Source organism: Streptomyces sp. NPDC048392 (assembly GCF_043200575.1).
Taxonomy (GTDB): domain Bacteria; phylum Actinomycetota; class Actinomycetes; order Streptomycetales; family Streptomycetaceae; genus Streptomyces.
In genome coordinates, this window is sequence record NZ_JBICYB010000006.1 from 110,778 (window position 1) to 129,630 (window position 18,853).

At 71.1% G+C, this 18,853-nt stretch carries 11 protein-coding genes and 5 pseudogenes; 7 read left to right on the forward strand and 9 right to left on the reverse strand.

What is annotated here, in order from left to right; translation table 11 throughout:
* Positions 1-89: 89 nt before the first annotated feature.
* Complete coding sequence (locus ACGFYH_RS11775) at positions 90-1,181, reverse strand: AI-2E family transporter (RefSeq protein WP_393802966.1); 1,092 nt, start codon at positions 1,179-1,181, stop codon at positions 90-92.
* 64 nt (positions 1,182-1,245) lie between these two features.
* Here ACGFYH_RS11775 and ACGFYH_RS11780 point away from each other — a divergent pair.
* Positions 1,246-1,549 (forward strand): annotated as a pseudogene (locus ACGFYH_RS11780) (TetR/AcrR family transcriptional regulator); the annotation flags it as partial.
* Here ACGFYH_RS11780 and ACGFYH_RS11785 read toward each other — a convergent pair.
* The 7 genes and pseudogenes from ACGFYH_RS11785 to ACGFYH_RS11815 form a co-directional block, all read right to left on the reverse strand.
* Positions 1,534-1,916, reverse strand: a pseudogene (locus ACGFYH_RS11785) (SDR family NAD(P)-dependent oxidoreductase); the annotation flags it as partial. The pseudogenes ACGFYH_RS11780 and ACGFYH_RS11785 sit on opposite strands and share 16 nt — an antisense overlap.
* 117 nt (positions 1,917-2,033) lie before the next feature.
* Complete coding sequence (gene glpK / locus ACGFYH_RS11790; RefSeq protein WP_393802967.1) at positions 2,034-3,557, reverse strand: glycerol kinase GlpK; 1,524 nt, start codon at positions 3,555-3,557, stop codon at positions 2,034-2,036.
* A 25-nt stretch (positions 3,558-3,582) separates the two neighbouring features.
* Positions 3,583-4,428: an MIP/aquaporin family protein gene (locus ACGFYH_RS11795; RefSeq protein WP_393802968.1), complete on the reverse strand. Its 846-nt coding sequence runs from the start codon at positions 4,426-4,428 to the stop codon at positions 3,583-3,585.
* A 252-nt stretch (positions 4,429-4,680) separates the two neighbouring features.
* On the reverse strand, positions 4,681-5,511 hold the full coding sequence (gene nadE / locus ACGFYH_RS11800) for an ammonia-dependent NAD(+) synthetase (RefSeq protein WP_393802969.1): 831 nt from the start codon (positions 5,509-5,511) through the stop codon (positions 4,681-4,683).
* A 137-nt stretch (positions 5,512-5,648) separates the two neighbouring features.
* The gene (locus ACGFYH_RS11805; protein ID WP_393802970.1) at positions 5,649-8,657 is read right to left on the reverse strand and encodes a family 16 glycoside hydrolase; all 3,009 of its coding nucleotides are present in this window, start codon (positions 8,655-8,657) and stop codon (positions 5,649-5,651) included.
* A 160-nt stretch (positions 8,658-8,817) separates the two neighbouring features.
* The gene (locus tag ACGFYH_RS11810) at positions 8,818-10,239 is read right to left on the reverse strand and encodes a DEAD/DEAH box helicase (protein WP_393802971.1); all 1,422 of its coding nucleotides are present in this window, start codon (positions 10,237-10,239) and stop codon (positions 8,818-8,820) included.
* 228 nt (positions 10,240-10,467) lie between these two features.
* Positions 10,468-10,902 (reverse strand): PGPGW domain-containing protein, encoded by a 435-nt coding sequence (locus ACGFYH_RS11815; protein WP_393802972.1) that lies wholly within the window; start codon positions 10,900-10,902, stop codon positions 10,468-10,470.
* Between the two features lie 513 nt (positions 10,903-11,415).
* On the opposite strand from ACGFYH_RS11815, the gene ACGFYH_RS11820 reads away from it, so the two are divergent.
* Positions 11,416-13,281 (forward strand): CocE/NonD family hydrolase, encoded by a 1,866-nt coding sequence (locus ACGFYH_RS11820; protein ID WP_393802973.1) that lies wholly within the window; start codon positions 11,416-11,418, stop codon positions 13,279-13,281.
* Between the two features lie 38 nt (positions 13,282-13,319).
* Positions 13,320-13,559 (forward strand): DUF5302 domain-containing protein, encoded by a 240-nt coding sequence (locus ACGFYH_RS11825; RefSeq protein ID WP_393802974.1) that lies wholly within the window; start codon positions 13,320-13,322, stop codon positions 13,557-13,559.
* 157 nt (positions 13,560-13,716) lie between these two features.
* Here ACGFYH_RS11825 and ACGFYH_RS11830 read toward each other — a convergent pair whose 3' ends face one another.
* Positions 13,717-14,664 carry a methionyl-tRNA formyltransferase gene (locus tag ACGFYH_RS11830; protein WP_393802975.1) on the reverse strand — a complete coding sequence of 316 codons (948 nt, stop codon included), beginning with the start codon at positions 14,662-14,664 and terminating at the stop codon, positions 13,717-13,719.
* A gap of 188 nt (positions 14,665-14,852) precedes the next feature.
* Between ACGFYH_RS11830 and ACGFYH_RS11835 the strand changes: the two are divergent.
* The 4 genes and pseudogenes from ACGFYH_RS11835 (at position 14,853) to ACGFYH_RS11850 (ending at position 18,852) form a co-directional block, all read left to right on the forward strand.
* Positions 14,853-16,219: pseudogene (locus ACGFYH_RS11835) on the forward strand (lysine N(6)-hydroxylase/L-ornithine N(5)-oxygenase family protein).
* A pseudogene (locus tag ACGFYH_RS11840) lies at positions 16,216-16,872 on the forward strand (FecCD family ABC transporter permease); the annotation flags it as partial. The pseudogenes ACGFYH_RS11835 and ACGFYH_RS11840, both read left to right, overlap by 4 nt.
* A 32-nt stretch (positions 16,873-16,904) precedes the next feature.
* Positions 16,905-17,707: pseudogene (locus ACGFYH_RS11845) on the forward strand (ABC transporter ATP-binding protein).
* Between the two features lie 92 nt (positions 17,708-17,799).
* On the forward strand, positions 17,800-18,852 hold the full coding sequence (locus tag ACGFYH_RS11850) for an iron-siderophore ABC transporter substrate-binding protein (protein ID WP_393802976.1): 1,053 nt from the start codon (positions 17,800-17,802) through the stop codon (positions 18,850-18,852).
* Position 18,853 lies beyond the last annotated feature (1 nt).

An 18,853-nucleotide genomic window follows, 5' to 3' on the forward strand; every position in this document is an offset into this window, starting at 1 on the left:
TCAGCCGTGGCGTGGGTGCTTTCGCCCAACCTACGTCGCAACAGGCCCTTCCTGCGCGCCGGTTCGTCGACGCACGGCGGGCCCCCCGCTCAGCCGTCGGCGGTCGCGGCCTCCTCGGGCGGGTCGACCAGTTGCTCGCGCACGTAGTTCCAGACCACCGCGATCAGCGCGGCGACCGGTACGGCGAGGAGACTGCCCACGATCCCGGCCAGGCTGCCGCCCAGCGTCACCGCCAGCAGGACCACCGCCGCGTGCAGACCGAGGCCGCGGCTCTGGATGACGGGCTGGAAGACGTTGCCCTCCAGTTGCTGCACCACCACGATGATCGCGAGCACGATGAGCGCGTCCGTCAGGCCGTTCGACACCAGGGCGATGAGCACCGCCACGAAACCGGCGAACAGGGCGCCCACGATGGGCACGAACGCGGACACGAACGTCAGGACGGCCAGGGGCAGTACCAGCGGCACGCCCAGGATCCACAGTCCGAGGCCGATGAACACGGCGTCGAGCAGACCCACCAGGGCCTGCGAGCGGACGAAGGAGCCCAGGGTCTCCCAGCCGCGCACGGCGACGACCGGTACGTCGGTGGCGAGCCTGCCGGGCAACTGGCGGGTGAGCCAGGGCAGGAACCGCGGTCCGTCCTTGAGGAAGAAGAACATCAGGAAGACGCCCAGGACCGCGGTGACCAGGCCGTTGACCACGGCGCTCACGCCCGTGGCCACGGCGGTGGTGATGCTGCCGACGCTGTCCTGGATGCGTGCCACCGCCGAGTCGGCCGCACCGGTGATCTGATCGTCACCGATGTTCAGCGGCGGTCCGGCGGCCCACTCGCGCAGCCGCTGGATGCCTTCGACCACACCGTCGGTCAGCTCGTCGGTCTGGGTGGACATCGGCACCGCGATCAGTGCCACGATGCCCAGGACGACCAGGAGGAACGCCACCGTCACCACCGCTGCGGCCAGTGCCGGAGGCCACCCGTGCCGCCGCAGGAAGCGGGCCGAGGGCCAGGTCAACGTGGTCAGGAGCAGACCGACGATGAGCGGCCACACGACCGGCCACATCCGGCCGAGGACCCACAAGGTCACCGCGAGCATGACAAGTATCAGCAGCGATTCGCCCGAAACGCGCGCGCTCGTGCGCAGCGCGGCCCGGGTCTTCGCGGCACTCAATCCGGCAGACATGGGATCACCCTAAGGGGACGCCCTCACAAGGGACTCACCAGTCCATTCTGCGGAGGTATGCGGCGTGCGCGGTGAGTTGACCGCCAAGGGCAGGGCGACGCGGGGCCGCATCGTCGAGGGCGCCGCGGCGGTGCTGCGGGAAAGGGGCGTCGCGTCGGCGACCCTGGACGACGTCATGGCGCGGACCGGCACGAGCAAGAGCCAGCCGTTCCACTACTTCCCCTCGGGCAAGGACGAACTGCTGGTCGCGGTGGCCCGGTTCGAGGCGGCCCAGGTACTGGAGGACCAGCAGCCCCAGCTCGGCCGCCTCGACTCGTGGGAGGCATGGCAGGAGTGGCGGGACGTCGTGATCGAGCGCTACGAGGCGGAAGAACGGGGCCTTCACGTTCACGGCGCAGACCTGGTCGACGGTCTTCTCGTCGGTGTCGGTCGTGGTGCCGGGCGGGCAGATGCCGGCGTTGTTCACCAGGACGTCCACGCGGCCGCCGAGCACGGGGCCGCCTCCCGGGCCAGTGCCCGCGAGGCGGCCGCGCTGCCGTCGAGGCCGGCGGGCACGAAGGCGGCCCGCCCGCCCCGGGCGCGGATGCCGTCGACGACCTCCTCGCCCCGCCGGGGGCTGCGCCCCGAGACGACGACGTGCGCCCCCTCGGCGGCGAAGGCCTCCGCGACGGCCCGCCCGATGTTGCTGGTCGCTCCGGTCACCAGGGCGGTCCTGCCCGCAGGCCGCGTCGACACGTCCACTCCGTTGCTCGCTCTTCGCCTGCTCGCATCTCCGTCGCCCCGGCCGGTCCAGGGCGACGGAGATGCGAGCAGGCGAAGAAAATGGACTGGCTAGTCCAGAACGGAGGGGGATCAGCTCTCGGGGACCTTGACCCAGTCGAGGGTGCGCTCCACCGCCATCTTCCAGCCCGCGTAACCCTGCGCACGCCGGTCCTCGGACCACTGGGGCTCCCAGCGCCTGGACTCGCTCCAGTGGGTGCGCAGTTCCTCGGTGTCCCGCCAGAAGCCCGTGGCCAGTCCCGCCGCGTAGGCCGCGCCGAGGGCGGTGGTCTCCGCGACGACGGGGCGGCTGACGGGGACGCCGAGGACGTCCGCCTGGATCTGCATGCAGAGGTCGTTGGCGGTCACACCGCCGTCGACCCTGAGTACGTCCAGGTGGACCGACGAGTCCGCCTCCATGGCCTCGACCACGTCGCGGCTCTGGTAGCAGATGGCCTCCAGCGTGGCCCGTGCCAGGTGCGCGTTGTCGTTGTACCTGGCGAGGCCGACGATCGCTCCCCGGGCGTCGGAGCGCCAGTAGGGGGCGAACAGGCCGGAGAAGGCGGGGACGAAGTACATGCCGCCGTTGTCGTCCACGGTACGGGCGAGTTCCTCGCTCTCGGCCGCGGTCTTGATGATCTTCATCTGGTCGCGCAGCCACTGCACGGCGGAGCCCGTCACCGCGATGGATCCCTCCAGCGCGTAGACCGGCGGGTTGTCCCCGAACTGGTAGGCCACGGTGGTGAGGAGACCGTGCTGGGAGCGGACCAGTTCGGTGCCGGTGTTCAGGACCAGGAAGTTGCCGGTGCCGTAGGTGTTCTTGGCCTCGCCGGGTGCGAAGCAGACCTGACCGACGGTCGCCGCGTGCTGGTCGCCCAGTACCCCCGTGATGGGAACGGGGGCGCGCAGCGGCCGCGAGGTCCGCGTCGTGCCGTACGCCTCCGGGTGCGAGGACGGGTTGATGGTGGGCAGCATGCTCCGGGGGATGCCGAAGAAGCCCAGCAGTTCGTCGTCCCAGTCGAGCGTCTCCAGGTCCATCAGCATGGTGCGGCTCGCGTTGGTCACGTCGGTGGCGTGGATGCCGCCGTCGGGACCACCGGTCAGGTTCCACAGGACCCAGGAGTCCGTGTTGCCGAACACCGCGTGACCCTGCTCCGCCGCTTCGCGGACGCCGTCGACGTTCTCCAGGATCCACTGGATCTTTCCGCCCGAGAAGTACGTCGCGGGCGGCAGCCCGGCCTTGCGGCGGATGACGTCTCCCCGGCCCGTGCGTTCCAGGTTCGCCGCGATGGCGTCCGTGCGGGTGTCCTGCCACACGATGGCGTTGTAGTAGGGACGGCCGGTACGCGGGTCCCAGACGACGGTGGTCTCCCGCTGGTTGGTGATGCCGATGGCCGCCAGGTCGGTCCCCGACAGACCGCCGTTGCGAAGCGCGTTCTGCATCACCGAGTTGGTGCGTTCCCAGATCTCCACCGGGTCGTGTTCCACCCAACCGGAGCGGGGGAGGATCTGCTCGTGCTCCAACTGGTGCTTCGCGACCTCGTTGCCGCCGTGGTCGAAGATCATGAACCGGGTGCTGGTGGTTCCCTGGTCGACCGCGCCGATGAAGTCCGCCATGTCTACTCCGTCTCTCCGGCCGGTGTCATTCGTCTGATGCCGGGACGCGCCCCGGCGGCTCGGGCTCCGCGGTCGGCAGGAACCGGCCGACGAACACCTTGTACAGCCCCGCGCCGAGTACGCCACCGATCAGAGGGGCGACGATCGGCACCCAGAAGTAGAAGTTCCCGTACTGATCTCGCCATGCCCCGCCGTATCCGGTGAGGAAGCTGGCCAGCCGGGGCCCGAAGTCACGGGCCGGGTTGATGGCGTATCCAGCGTTGGTGCCGAAGGCCATGCCGATCGCGACCACGATCAGGCCGATGATGAAGGGGCCCATGTTCGCGCCCGGCGCCGTGTTGAGCATGTCCGTGACGGCCATGACCAGGATCAGGAGGATGGCGGTGCCGATGATCTGGTCGCGGAAGGCGCCCCACTCGTGCACCGGCAACGCGGTGTTGCCGTTGGCGGGGAGCGTGGAGAACACGAACTGCGTCTTGATGGTGTGGCCGGGGTCGGCCTTCGCCAGCGCCTCGGTGTAGTTCCAGCGGACCACGAGAGCGGCCACGAAGGCGCCCGCCGTCTGGGCCAGCGCGTAGGGGACCACCTTGCGCCAGGGGAACCCCTTGAACACGGCGAGGGCGAGGGTCACCGCGGGGTTGATGTGGGCACCGCTCAACCGCGCCGCCACGTAGACGCCCAGGGTGACACCCAGGCCCCACGCCCAGGCGATGCTGTCGTGGTCTCCGAGGCCGCCCGCCGGGTCGGTCAGGGCACCGCCCGCGACCACCTGGGCCACCACTCCGCAGCCGAAGAGGATGAGGATCATCGTGCCGGCGAACTCCGCCGACAGTTCACCGATCAGACCGGATCTTTTGAGCCGCTCAGCCATGGAAGCTCACCTTCCGCCGGGTGACCGGCCGTCGACTGTACGAGCGTTTCCTCGGCCAGGCTAAGGCGCTTCTCGACAAACCGCGCTTTAAGGATGTTCGTGAGGAAGGGTCAACCCGGTGCGGACCGGAGGACGCGAGCCCCCGTCCCGCCCTCGGTGGACGCTGCCGTGCACCGGGGCGGTGACGGTGAGGGGGCGTGGGCCACGCGCGATCGGCCGGGCCACCCGCGGTGCTCCGTCCGAGTGATCGGCTCAGGGAGCGATCGGCATGCGGCGCTTGTGGTCGGTCTGCCGGTAGCGGGTGACGATCGTCTCGAAGGCCCGCTCCGTCACCGGCTTGCCCTCCAGGAAGTCGTCGATCTCCTCGTACGTCACTCCGAGGGCGTCCTCGTCGGCCTTGCCGGGGTCGAGCGTCTCCAGATCGGCCGTCGGCACCTTCCGCACCAGCTCGGCCGGTGCGCCCAGCGCGTCCGCGACGGCGCGCACGCGGCGCTTGGTGAGGCCCGTCAGCGGGACGAGGTCGGCGGCGCCGTCGCCGAACTTGGTGAAGAAGCCGGAGACCGCCTCGGCCGCGTGGTCGGTCCCGACGACCAGGCCGTTGTGCGCCCCGGCCACGGCGTACTGCGCGATCATGCGCTGGCGGGCCTTGATGTTGCCGTGCACGAAGTCCTGGTGCCGTTCGTCGCGGAAGGCCACGTCGGCGGCGAGGAGGGCGTCGAGCGCCGCGTCGCTCGCGGGCTTGATGTCCACGGTCAGCACCTGGTCGGGCTGGACGAAGGAGAGCGCCAGCTGGGCGTCGTGCTCGTCGGCCTGGACGCCGTTCGGCAGCCGCATGGCGTAGAAGCGCGCCTCGTGTCCCGCGGCGCGGGCCCGCTCCACGGCGAGCTGGCACAGCCTGCCCGCGGCGGTCGAGTCGACACCGCCGCTGATGCCGAGCACCAGGGCACGCAGACCGGTGGCGGTCAGCCGGTCGGCGAGGAAGGCCACCCGGCGCTCGATCTCCCCTTCGGCGTCGAAGGTCTGCGCGACCTCCAGTTCCCGGGCGATCTCCTGTTGCAGGGCGATGGACGCCGGCTCGCTCAATTCCGCTCCTTGATTCGACTGGCAGGGCATGTGTCGATTCACCCTACCCAGAGGCGTCCGGGGGGCTCCGGCCCGCCGGGCTCGTGGAGCGGGCCGTGCGGGACGGCCGTCAGGGGCCGGCCCGCACGGCTGCCGGGTCAGTTCAGCGGTTCGACCCGGATGTCGCGGAAGCGGACCTTGTTCCCGTGGTCCTGCAGGCGGATCGCCCCGGCGGCGGGCGTCTCGGCCCGTCCCGCCGCGGTGGGCCCGTCGAGGGCGACGTCGTCGTGGACCGTCCTGCCGTTCCACACCACCGTGACCCGCGCGTCGGCGGTCTTGCCGCCGTTCTCGTCGAAGCGGGCGGCGCGGAAGACGACGTCGTACGTCTGCCAGGTCTCCGGGGCCGCCGCCGCGTTGGTGTCGGGTGCCTTCTTCAGATAGATCGCCCCGGCCCCGTCGGTGTCCGGGGTGGTGTCACCGGAGGAGTCGAGGATCTGCAGCTCGTAGCGGTCCTGGAGATAGACGCCGCTGTTGCCGCGGTCCTGGCCGGTCACGTCGGGCGGCAGCAGGGGAACGCGGAACTCCACGTGCAGCTTGAAGTCCTGGTAGGCGTCCTTGGTGCGGATGTCGCCGCAGCACACCTCCATCGACTTCTCCTCGGCCAGCGGCCAGGCCACCTGCCGGCCGTCCGTGTGCTGCCACTGTTCCTGCGAGGCCGCGGTGCCGTCGAACAGGGCGACCCGGGCGCCGTGCCGGTGCACGGTGATCAGGTCGAGGTTGACGTGGCCGGTGTCGCCGGGGTCGTACCGGTAGGTCACCGTGTTGTGGCCGGCGCGCAGCCGCACGCTCTCGGTCCGCGTGGACCAGGTGTCCCAGTCCCCGGTGGAGGCGAGCTGTGTCCGGCGCACCTTCGTCCCGTTGGCGTACAGGGAGAGGGACTTGGTGCCCTCGAAGGGGTCGGGACCGTTGGAGTAGCGCAGGCCCACGTCGTAGGTGCCCGGCTTCCGGACGGTCACGTCGAAGGTCGTGGTGACCTTGCCCTCGGTGGCGTAGCGGTCGACGAACCCGCTGCCGGAGTAGCCGACGTGGTCGGTGTTGATGCCCGCCCTGCCCGTCAGCCGGGCCTCCTCGGCCTCGTAGAGGGTGGCAACGGGCGGCTGCTTGCCGGGCATCTCGTTGAGCGTGTACCAGGCCTCGGTGCTCCACAGCGTCTCCCCGGAGGCCGAGGTGAAGGGGCGCGGAGAGCGGACGTGCACGACGCGGTCCGGCCGGAGGCCGTCCAGCCGCAGCCGGACGGTGCGGCCGTCGTCCGAGAGCGTCGCGGACCTGACGGTCAGCTCCTGTTCGGCGATCTTCGGGCCGCCGTAGTCGGCGGTCGGCGTGTAGCGCCACTGCTCGGCCTCGTAGGCGGCCGCGAGTCCGGCGGCCGTCTCCGACGACACCGGCTGGGTGTACGTCAGGTCGAAGCCGCCCGGCACGGCCCGCATCTTCTGGACGTCGAAGGTGGTGCCGCCGTTGGGCGTCAGCTTCTGCAGACCGAACTTGAGCTTGCCCTCCTGCCCCCAGTTCCCGTCGGCGCCCAGGCCACCGGTGTAGATCGCGCCGTCCGGGCCGAGGGAGACGCGGTTGACGCCCGCTTCCAGGCCCTGCGTGTAGCGGAAGACGGCGCCCTGGTACTGACCCTTGACCTTCTCCAGGTAGGCGCGCTGCAGGCCGCCGTAGGTGACGTCACCGATCAGCATCTGGCCCGCGAACCTGCCCTTGGTCAGGTACAGCGGCGTGGACGGCGAGTTGCCTATCTCGTTCTGGGGCAGCCACAGCACCGGCTCGGTGACGGGGGAGCCCTCGAAGGGGCCGGCGGGCTCGGTGTAGTGGTTGAAGAAGCGGTCCTGCTTGATCTGGACGAGCTTCGAGGCCGGCAGCCACCCGCCCTGGTTGTCGGTGGTGAAGATGTCGCCGCCCGGACCCCAGCCGATACCGTTGGGCGTGCGCAGTCCGCCCGCGACCGGGCTGATCTTCCCCGTCTTCTCGCTGATCCTGTAGGTCGTCCCGCGGTTCGGCGCGGGCTGCGGGGTGGTGGTCGCGCCGCCGAGGTCGATGGCGACGGAGAGGTTCACGTAGAAGTAGCCGTCGCGGTAGAGCAGGCCGAACGCGAACTCGTGGAAGTTCCCGCCGTACGGCCAGGTGGCGACCGTGCGGTACTCGTCGGCCACGTCGTCGCCGTCGCTGTCGACCAGCCGGGTCAGTTCGTGCTTCTGCGAGACGTAGAGCGAGCCGTCCACGTACTTGATGCCCATGGGCTCGCGCAGCCCGCTCGCCACCTTCTCGACGGTGACCTTGTCCCGACTGGTCGCGCCGGTGACGTGGTCGAGGAGGTACACCTCCCCGGCAACGTTGTCGGTGCCGCCCCACGTACTGATCGCCAGACGCCCGTCCGGCAGCCAGTCCATACCGGTGACCTGCGGTTCGAAGCCGTCGGGGCGCAGGTCGGTGAGCGTGAGGTCGGGCCGCACGGAGGTGAGCGGCAGACCGTCACCGGGAGTGTCGCGCCCGGCCTCGCACTCCTTGCGGCCCGGCGCCGTCACCCGGACGACTCCGGCGTCGGTGCTCAGCGCCTCGCGGGGCACGACCGTGAACTCGCTCTCGCCCGGAGGCATCCAGGACAGCTGCAACTGCTGGCCGCCGCCGCGGTCGAAGTGCTCGATGCGCAGCGGGTGCGCCCCCGCGGAGAGGTCGACCGTGCCGTCCTTGGGCTCCGCGCCGTGCAGTCCGTCGTGGTCGATCACCGTGGCGTCGTCGAGGGCCAGCCGGGAGCCGTCGTCGCTGACGAGCCGGAACACGTAGGTGCCGTCGCGCGGTGCCACCAGGTAACCGGACGCCTGGGAGACGAAGTTGTCGGCGATGCCGCCGAAGTCGGCGGTGCTGGACCAGTCGACCGTCGGCATCAGCTTGTCGTGGTTGGGCGTCTGGCCCGGTTTGAGGGTGCACAGCTCGTTCAAGGGCGTCTGGACGTCGAACACGCGCAGCGTGACGCCGGGTTCCTGGGGCGGGATGTCGGCGGGGGCCGCCGAGGACGCCGGGGCGGCCCATACACCGCCGATCGATACGGCCGACGTCAGCAGGAGGATGAGGTGTCTTCGGGCACGCGATAACAGCCGTTGGCGCATTGGTCCTCCAGGAGGTGGGGACCGGACCGTGCCGGATATCGCTCCGGTCTTGTGCGGTGGGACGGATGTTCCGCCGCCAAGGTAGGAGACTTCCGCTTGGCATGTCCATACTTTGTCATCGGTGTGTTCAAAGTTCCTGGCGCCGGGGCCTGTTCGCGGGTCAGCGGCCCCTGCGCACCCGGGCCGCCGCGCGGGCCTCCGCGGCCTTGCGCGCCTCGACGGCCTTGCGGGATCCCTTCGCGGCGCGGCCCGGACGGGTGCCCATGCCGCGGAAGGGGGCGTTGCCGCCGTCGTTGCCCGGTCCGGCGGGCGGGCGCTTCGCTCCGGTGATGGCGGTCAGCCGCTGTTCGCCCGAGCGCACGGGCGTCACCGTCGGCCGGATCCCGGCCTCGGACATCATCCGGTTCACCTCGCGCCGCTGGTCGGGGCTGACGAGCGTGACCACGCTCCCCGCCCGGCCGGCGCGCGCCGTGCGCCCGCCACGGTGCAGGTAGTCCTTGGCGTCGGCCGGCGGATCGACGTTGACGACCAGGTCGAGGTCGTCGACGTGGATGCCCCGCGCCGCGACGTTCGTGGCCACCAGCACGGTGACGTCGCCCGCCACGAACCGGGCCAGGGTGTGGGTGCGCTGCGGCTGCGACTTCCCGCTGTGCAGGGCGGCGGCGGGCACACCGGCGGCGCGCAGGTGGCGGGTGAACCGGTCGACCCCGGCCTTGGTGTCGAGGAACATCAGCACCCGGCCGTCCCGGGCGGCGATCTCGGTGGCGGTCGCGTACTTGTCCGCGGGGTGGACGGTCAGTACGTGGTGCTCCATCGTGGTCACCGAGGCCGACGCCGGGTCGACCGACGCGAGTACCGGATCGTGCAGATGGCCGCGCACCAGGTGGTCGACGTCGCCGTCGAGCGTGGCCGAGAACAGGAGCCGCTGGCCGTCGGAGGGCACCTGGTCCAGCAGACCGGAGACCTGCGGCAGGAACCCCAGGTCGCACATCTGGTCCGCTTCGTCCAGCACCGTGATCCGCACCTGGTTCAGGTGGCAGTCCCGGCGTGACACCAGGTCGGCCAGGCGTCCCGGCGTCGCGACGACCACCTCGGCGCCGCTGCGCAGCGCCTCCACCTGCCGGTTGATCGACAGCCCGCCGACAACCGTCGTCAGGCGCACGTTCAGCGTCCGTGCGTAGGGTGCCAGCGCGTCGCTCACCTGCTGGGCGAGTTCCCGGGTCGAGACCAGCACGAGGGCCAGCGGCCGCTTGGGCTCCGCACGCCGGCCGGCCGTCCTGGCGAGCAGGGCGAGACCGAAGGCCAGCGTCTTGCCGGAGCCGGTCCGCGCGCGGCCGAGGATGTCGCGCCCGGCCAGCGCGTCGGGCAGGGTCGCCGCCTGGATCGGGAACGGTTCCCTCACCCCGAGGCCGGTCATCGTCTCCACCAGGGCCGGTGGCAGCCCGAGGCTGTCGAAGGACGCGGCCGGCGGCCGGTACTGCGACCCCGGCCGCGGCGTCCGGGACCCGCCCTGGGGAGCCGTCGTACGCCGGGGCTTGCCGGGCTGGGAGGCGTCGGGGGCCGACGGCGGCTTCGCGTTCATGGGGGACCTTCCTGATCAGGCGCCCGGCACGCGACCGGGTCCGTACCCCTCGGTACGGACCCGGTTGCCTCGAAGCGTGGGCCCATTTTACCAGCGGGCGACCTCGTGCCGTACGGCCGACCGTGCGGGGCCCGTCCGGACTCGGCCCGCCCCAGGGCTCGGCCGGGCCGCGCCGGCCGGGCGGAGCCGTTCAGGGAGCGGACAGGCGGTTCCAGGAGCGTCGGCCGGTCAGCGCGTCCCCGGTGAAGCCGACGGTGAGCCGCGACGCGCCGTCCGGACACGGCGGTGGCTCCACACGAGCAGGGCGAACAGGAAGAGACCGGAGACGACCAGACTCGTGCCGGTGGCCCACCCCGAGTAGGGCAGCCGGGGAACGAGGCCCCACACCAGGCCGGCGGCGACGAGGAACAGTCCCACCAGGACGGAGCCGGCGATCCGCCATCGGGAGGACACGCTCTCCTCGGCCGCGCGCATCGCCCGGGCCCGGACGGGGGACACGAACCGGTCCAGCGCCGGAACGGCGCGCGCCAGCAGCACCACCCCGGCGAACACGAGCAGCAGACCCGGCCCGGGCAGCACCAGCAGCGCGACGCCGATCAGCAGCAGAACGGCCCCGAGAGCACCCAGGGCGGTCCGCCGGATCGACTCCACACCCCGCGCCATGGCGCCCCACTCTCCTGCGGTCGGCAAGTACCCCGGTTCCGTCGGCCTCCCCACCTTAGGCAGTGATCGAGGCGCGGGCGATTCAGACGGTGCCCGGCCGGCCGGGCGGACGCGAAGGTTCCCAGACCGAGCAGTCGTGGGTGAAGAGCACCCGCCGGGGATCGAGGCCGGCGATCCCGTCCAGCCACCGCGGATACGGGGGGAGCGGCTGTTCCGCGCCGTCGAGAGCGGCTCGCGGGCCGGCTGTCCCCGCCCGTCTCCGAGGCCGGCCGGACGACTGCCCCAGGTCGAGTCGGCGCACCGCCGTGTTGTCCCCCATGCCCCCGTCATCACCCCCCGACGCGGGATCCCGGCCCCTGTGCCGACGGCAGAGCCGGTGCCGGCCGCCCGGACAGTCCGCCAAGAAGCGGCGTACGGAGGGAAGTTGACGGTACGCACCATCGACGTGCGACGCCATCGCTGCTAGACCTGCACCACCCGCACCACCTGCACCCGCCGTCCAAGGAGGAGCATGTGAGACCACGTCGCGCGGTCGTCCGGACCGCCTCGGCGCTCGTCGCCGCCCTCGCCCTGACCGCCGGCCTCGGCGGTCCCGCCGTCGCGGCGCACGAGGCGGCGGCCGGTCCGGCCGCCACCGGGGCCGGTACCGTCACGCACGAGGAGAACGACCGCGTCCCGGAGGGCTCGGTCTGGAGCCAGCACTACTTCCCGTCCTCCGACCGCTCCGGCACCCGGCTCCACGCCGACGTCCTGCTCCCCGAAGGACTGAGGCGGAAGGAGAAGGTGCCGGTCATCCTGTCGATCGGCCCGTACTTCGCGCACTCGGGGCAGACCGGGCCCGAGGGCTGGACCCACACCGGACCGTCCGCCCGTTTCCAGGACTTCGTCGAGGGCACCGACCTGTTCGACGAGGGCTACGCCTTCGTCATGGTCGACCTGCGCGGCTTCGGCGGCTCCACCGGCTGCCTCGACTGGGGCGGGCCCGGCGAACAGGCCGACGTGAAGGCGGCCGTCGACTGGGCCGCGAAACAGCCGTGGTCCACCGGCGCGGTCGGCATGTACGGCAAGTCCTACGACGCCGTCACGGGCCTCATCGGCAACAACCTGGACCAGCGCGCGCTCAAGGCCGTCGTGGCCCAGGAACCGCTGTGGGACATGTACCAGTACATCTACTCCAACGGTGTGCCCCGCCCGAACGTGACCGGTACCGCGGACGCGTACAACTCCATCGCCTCCATGCCTCCGATGGCCGACGACGATCCGCGCTACCAGGCGGCCTCCCGCTACGAGGAGAGCCACCCGGAGTGCCTGACGGAGAACTCGGCCGGATACCGGATATCCGACCAGCGGGACGCCCACTGGACCTCCCGTGACCTGGCGAGGATGGCCAGGGGCAGCGACACCCCGCTCTTCGTCACGCAGGGCTTCATAGAGAACAACACCAAGCCCGAGGAGATGGAGGAGTACCTCGACAACCACAGGGGCCCCGAGCGCGGCTGGCTCGGCCAGTGGGACCACGTGCGCGGAGGCGACCGCGTCGGTGACGGACGCCTGGCCATGGGCCGTGCCGGCTGGTACGACGAGACCCTGTCCTTCTACGACCAGTACCTCAAGGGCAGCAGGCCGGCCGTCCGTTACCCGGCCTACGCCGTCGAGGACTCCGCCGGTGCCTGGCGGGCCCAGCGCACCTGGCCCGTCACGGAGCGGTCGGTCACCCTTCCGCTCGGCGGCGGCTCCTACGTGGACGACGGCGGAGCGTCCGCCCGCGAGGCGCTGACCGCGTCCGGCCGCCCGGCACCGAAGGCGCCGCCGCAGCCGAGGGGCGAGTGGGACATGGAGAACGCGCCCGCGACCGAGCAGCCGGCCCCGGCCGGACTGGCCGCGGAACTGGCGGGACGTCAGCGCACCGGAGAGGTGGCCTCCAGCTTCTTCGTCTGGTCGAAACCGCTGAGGAAGGCCGCGCGCGTCACCGGCACCCCGCGGGTGTCACTGACGGCCCGGGGCGAGGGCAACGTCATGCTCAAGCTGTACGACGTGGCGCCGGACGGCACCGCCGTCATGTTCGACGAACAGGTCTCCCTGGTGAAGCCGGGCCGGATGCGCGTCGACCTGAAGGGGACCGACTGGACGCTCGCCGCCGGACACGTGCTGGCCGTGGAGATCGGCTCCATCCGGACCGGCTCCTGGCGCGACACGCCCTCCGGCGGGACGATCGAGGTCAGGGGAGCCGAACTCGCGCTCGCCCTGGACGATCCGGCCGACGACGCCGCCACCCAGGGCGACCGGTCGCCGTACCTGGACACGTACCTGCGCCAGTACACGGTGAGGCTGCCGGCCGGCCCGGGGACGTTCTCGGTGGTTCCGGGTGGCCGACCGTGACAAGCTGTGCTCCTGTTGTCCGCGCCCAGGAGGTCATCATGACTGAAGAGTCTTCATCGCAGGCAGGTTCGGAACCGGCGGAGGACGAGAGCACCGCCCTGACACCCGACGCCGACGGTCAGTACGACCTGAAGGGCAAGTTCCGCGAGGCACTGGAGCGCAAGCGCGGCAAACAGGCGGAGGCGGCGGCCCTCGCCGCGAACGCCGACGTGGCGAAGATCCGGGGCGCGCACGGTCCGGCCGCCGCCCAGCGGTCGTTCCGGCGCAAGAGCGGCTGAGGCCGCGGCCGACCGTCCGCAGCGGGGCCTGACCGTGACAGCACGGTCAGGCCCCGCTGCCTGGCGCGGACGCCCGCTGCCTGGCGCGGACGCCCGCTGCCTGGCGCGGACGCCCGCTGCCTGGCGCGGACGCCCGCTGCCTGGCGCGGACGGCGGATCAGGGGCGGCCGGTCAGATAGCCGCCCATGGAGGTGAAGTACTCCGCCGCGGACAACTCCCGTCCGTTCTGCGTCCGCACCCGCGTGACGGCGAGGCCGTGGTTGCGGCCCCGGCGCGCGTCGGCCCCGGCGACGATCACCACGCCCTCGCCCTCCCGGTAGAAGATCCGGCCGGGCGTACCGCCGTAGCGGCCCCGGGAGACCACGGCGGCGAGGACTTCGAGCCGCCTGCCCCGGTGGAAGGTGTAGGCGCTCGGGTAGGGCTCGGACTGGGCCCGGACCAGACGCTCCAGGTCCTCGGCCGGCCAGTTCCAGTCGATGCGGATGTCCTCCGCGGACCGCTTGTGGAAGAAGCTCGCCCGGGACCGGTCCTGCTGTGTGAACTCCGTCTGCCCGGCGGCGATGAGGCCCAGCGCGCCGAGGGTGACCGGGGCGATGAGGCCGACCGTCTTGTGGAACAGATCGGTGGCGGTGTCCGCCGGTCCGACCGGCACCGCCTCCTGCCGGACGATGTCCCCGGCGTCCAGCTCGTCGTTCATCATGTGCGCGGTGACGCCCACTTCGGTCTCGCCGTTGATCAGTGCCCAGATCAGCGGCGAGAACCCGGCGTACTTCGGCAGCAGCGAGTCGTGCACGTTGAGCGTGCCGTGGCGCGGGAGGCCGAAGACGCGCGGGGGGATCCAGGTCCGCCAGTTGTTGGCCACGATGACGTCCGGGTCGGCGTCCCTCAGGCGCTCGAACAGCTCGTCGTCGTCCGGGCGGTCGCGGATCAGCACCGGGACGCCGTGTTCCTCGGCGAGGCCGGCGACGGAGTCGCTCCAGATCTTCTCGTACGCGTGCTCGCTCCTGGGATGCGTCACGACCAGGACCACGTCGTGTTCGGAGTCCAGGAGGGCTCGCAGGGTGCGGTGCCCCCAGGCCTGGTAGCCGAACATGACGACCCGCATGGGGTTCCTCCTCAAGACAGGGGCTGACCGGCGGGGCTGTCCCGGACAGTTAAGCAAGGCTTACCTTAGTGCGCAACGTCCGCGTAGGACACCCCAGTTGGGGCGAGTCGGCCCCCGGTGCGCCCTATCGACAGCCGCGCCTCGTGAGCTTAGGCTCACCTAAGTTGCCGGCGTACGAGGGGAGTGACATGTCACAGGTTCTTCCTGGTGACGCAACGCTGGTCCACGACCTCGTTGGGATCGGCTTCGGGCCGTCCAATGTCGCCATGGCGATCGCGATCCGCGAGCACGGCGCGCAGGCCGGCGGGCAGGAGGTCACCGCCCGCTTCTTCGAACAGCAGCCCCGCTTCGGCTGGCACCGCGGCATGCTGATCGACGACGCGACCATGCAGGTGTCCTTTCTCAAGGACCTGGTGACACTGCGGAACCCGGCCAGCGAGTACAGCTTCCTCTGCTATCTGCAGAGCAGGGGACGGCTCGTCGACTTCATCAACCACAAGAACCTCTTCCCGCTGCGGGTCGAGTTCCACGACTACTTCGAGTGGGCCGCGGCCAAGGTCGACGACATGGTCTCCTACGGCCACGAGGTCGTCGGCGTCACACCCGTCGTGCGTGACGGAGCCGTGGACCACGTGGAGGTGACGGTTCGCTCGGGGGAGGGGCTGGAGGTCCACCGGGCGCGCAACCTCGTCATCGGAACCGGGCTGCGCCCCCTGGTGCCGGAGGGTGTGGAGCGCGGCGACCGCGTCTGGCACAACTCCGAGCTGCTGGCCAGAGTAGACGCGTTGGAGGGCACCACGCCCTCCCGGTTCATCGTCGTCGGCGCCGGGCAGAGCGCCGCCGAGAACGTCGCCTACCTCCACCGCCGCTTCCCGGGGGCCGAGATCTGCGCGGTCTTCACCCGCTACGGCTACAGCCCGGCCGACGACAGCGCGTTCGCCAACCGCATCTTCGACCCCGCGGCGGTCGACGACTACTTCACCGCACCCGGCAGCGTCAAGCGCCGGCTGATGGACTACCACGGCAACACCAACTACTCCGTGGTGGACATCGACCTGATCGACGACCTGTACCGGCAGATGTACCGGGAGAAGGTCCTCGGCACCGAGCGGCTGCGCTTCCTCAACGTCTCCCGGCTCACCGGCGTCGAGGAGACACCGGACCGGGTACGCGCCACCGTGACCTCCCTGGTCACCGGCGAGGAAACGCTTCTGGACGCCGACGTCGTGGTCTGTGCCACCGGCTACGGTCCGGCCGAACCCCTCGGTCTGCTCGGCGAGGTCGCGGACCGCTGCCTGCGCGACGACGAGGGCCGGGTGCGCGTCGAGCGCGACTACCGCGTCGCGACGGAGCCCGGTCTGCGCTGCGGCATCTATCTGCAGGGAGGCACGGAGCACACGCACGGCATCACGTCGTCGCTGCTCTCCAACACCGCGGTCAGGGTCGGCGAAATCCTGGAGTCGCTCCTCGACCGGGTCCCGAGTCCGCTTCCGACGAGGCCGGATCGGTCGCCGACAAAACCGGAACCACCGCGCGTCCCCGTACGTCGCCGTGACCACGACTGCGGTTGAGCGTCCCCCGCCCGGGGGCACGACGAAGGCACGCCGACGCCGGGTTGCCGGCCTGGGGGTACTGGCGGCGCTCCTCGTGGTCGCGGGCGCGGCGTCGCTGGCCGTCGGCGCGCGTGCGCTGAGTCCCGCCGAGGTCTGGTACGCACTGTTCGCGGCGCCCGAGTCCGACCAGCGGCTCACCGAGATCAGGCTGATCGTGCAGACCGTACGGGTGCCCCGCACGGTGCTGGCGGTCGTGGCCGGCGTCGCCCTGGGTGTCGGCGGGGCACTGATCCAGGGGTACACGCGCAATCCGATCGCCGACACGGGCCTGCTGGGAGTGAACTCCGGCGCCTCGTTCGCCGTGGTGTCGGGGATCGCCGCCTTCGGGTTCACCAGTGCGTTCCAGTACGTCTGGTTCGCGTTCGGGGGCGCGGCGGCCGCCGGTGTCGTCGTGTTCGGGCTGTCGAGCATCGGGCGGGGTGCGGGCAATCCGTTGACGCTCGCCCTGGCCGGTCAGGGGGTGACGGTGTTCCTGGCGGCTATGACCACGGCGGTCGCGCTGACGGACAAGGCCTCGCTGAACGCGCTGCGGTTCTGGAACGCGGGCTCTCTGACCGGAGTCGGGTTCGACGTCATCGGGCCGGTGTCCGCCTTCGGACCGGAACGGGAGCCGACGGCGCCTCACGGCTGGCGGCCAGGGGCGTGTCCGTCGGGTACGGTCCCGGTCCGTCATCGACGGTCTCGACCTGGCGATCCCGCCCGGAGTGATCACCACCATCATCGGTCCGAACGGCTGCGGGAAGTCGACCCTGCTGCGGACACTGTCGCGGCTGCTCAGGCCGCCCAGCGGAACGGTCGTGCTGGACGGCGAGGACATCGCCGGGCTCAGGACCCGGGACGTGGCGAAGAAGCTCGGCCTGCTGCCCCAGGCGCCGGTCGCGCCGGACGGGCTGACGGTCTCCGACCTGGTCGCCAGGGGCCGTCATCCGCACCAGAGCTGGCTGCGGCAGTGGTCGTCGGACGACGCGGACGTCGTACGGCGCGCGCTGGCCATGACCGGCGTCTCGGACCTCGCGGACCGTCCGGTCGACTCGCTCTCCGGCGGACAGCGCCAGCGCGTGTGGATCTCGATGCCCCTGGCCCAGGGCACCGACCTGCTGCTGCTGGACGAACCGACCACCTACCTGGACCTGGCGCACGCGATCGACGTGCTCGACCTGGTCGACGACCTGCACGAGTCCGGGCGCACCGTCGTCATGGTGCTGCACGACCTCAACCTGGCCGCGCGCTACAGCGACAACCTCGTGGTCATGAGGGAGGGGGCGGTCCTCGCGCAGGGACACCCGCGCGACGTGATCACCGCCGGTCTGCTGCGCGAGGCGTTCGGCTTGCGCGCCAAGGTCATCGACGACCCGGTGGGAGACCGCCCTCTCGTCGTGCCGATCGGCCGCACGCATGCCGAACTCGACCGTTCGGCCCCGGAGTTGTGAAAGTGAGGGTAGGCTAACCTCGCTTGGTGCGGTGAGGTTTGCCGCCCTCGGACGGGGCGCAGTGGCCGGTGCGACAGCAAAGGGATCTCCGGATGCTTCTCAGAACGACGCGTATGAAGACCTGGCGACGACTCGCGGCGCCCCTGTCCGCCGCCGCAATCGGCGTCGGCCTCCTCACGGGGTGCGGTTCAGGCTCGGACGACTCGGCGGACCGGGCCGGCGGCGACACCCCGGCCGCCGCCGGTGCCTTTCCGGTCACCGTGGAGCACGCCTTCGGGACGACGAGGATCGACAAGGCCCCGGAGCGGGTCGTGTCCGTCGGCTACACGGACGACCAGACCGTCCTGGCCTTCGGCATCAAGCCCGTCGGCATGGTCGACCAGTACCCGAACCCGGCCGGACGGAGCCCCGACATCAACACCCAGTGGCCCTGGGTGAAGGACAAGTGGGGCGACACCAGGCCCGAGGTCGTCATGAAGAACGGTGACACCGGCCCCAACTACGAGAAGATCGCCCTGCTGCGTCCCGACCTGATCGTCGCGGTCTACTCCGAGATCGACCGGGCCGCCTACGACAAGCTCTCCAGGATCGCGCCCACGGTGGGCCGTACCAAGGCCGAGAAGGAGCCGTTCAGCGCTCCGTGGCAGGACAACGCGCTGCACATCGCCAAGGCGCTCGGCAAGGCCGACGAGGGCGAGAGGATGGTGGCCGGCATCCAGGGCAAGCTGGACGCGGCCAAGCAGGCGCACCCCGGGTTCGCGGACCGGACCGCGGTCGTGCTGTCCTGGTACAAGAACTCGGTGGCCCCGTTCACCTCCACCGACGTGCGCGGGCGGCTCGTGACGGGCATCGGCTTCAAGTACCAGGCCGAGATCGACAAGGTCGCCGACGGCGACTTCTACACCACGCTCTCCCCCGAGCGCGTCGATCTGGTCGACGTGGACCGCGTCTTCGTCATCAACGACAAGGCGGACCAGGACGCGCTGAAGAAGTTCGAGCTGTTCTCCAACCTGGAGGCCGTCAAGAACGGCAAGGTGTCGTACCTGCTGGACAGCGAGGGCCCGGCGGTCGGTGCGGCCATCTCCCAGGGCACGCTGCTGTCCATGCCCTACGCCGTCGACGAACTCGTCAAGTCGGCCGGGTAGG

Coding starts and splice junctions, on each gene's coding strand:
- glpK (WP_393802967.1), bottom strand. CDS start 3,557: ATGGCGGACTTCATCGGCGCGGTCGACCAGGGAACCACCAGCACCCGG.
- ACGFYH_RS11775 (WP_393802966.1), bottom strand. CDS start 1,181: ATGTCTGCCGGATTGAGTGCCGCGAAGACCCGGGCCGCGCTGCGCACG.
- ACGFYH_RS11830 (WP_393802975.1), bottom strand. CDS start 14,664: ATGCGGGTCGTCATGTTCGGCTACCAGGCCTGGGGGCACCGCACCCTG.
- ACGFYH_RS11815 (WP_393802972.1), bottom strand. CDS start 10,902: ATGGCGCGGGGTGTGGAGTCGATCCGGCGGACCGCCCTGGGTGCTCTC.
- ACGFYH_RS11805 (WP_393802970.1), bottom strand. CDS start 8,657: ATGCGCCAACGGCTGTTATCGCGTGCCCGAAGACACCTCATCCTCCTG.
- ACGFYH_RS11810 (WP_393802971.1), bottom strand. CDS start 10,239: ATGAACGCGAAGCCGCCGTCGGCCCCCGACGCCTCCCAGCCCGGCAAG.
- ACGFYH_RS11795 (WP_393802968.1), bottom strand. CDS start 4,428: ATGGCTGAGCGGCTCAAAAGATCCGGTCTGATCGGTGAACTGTCGGCG.
- ACGFYH_RS11825 (WP_393802974.1), top strand. CDS start 13,320: ATGACTGAAGAGTCTTCATCGCAGGCAGGTTCGGAACCGGCGGAGGAC.
- ACGFYH_RS11850 (WP_393802976.1), top strand. CDS start 17,800: ATGCTTCTCAGAACGACGCGTATGAAGACCTGGCGACGACTCGCGGCG.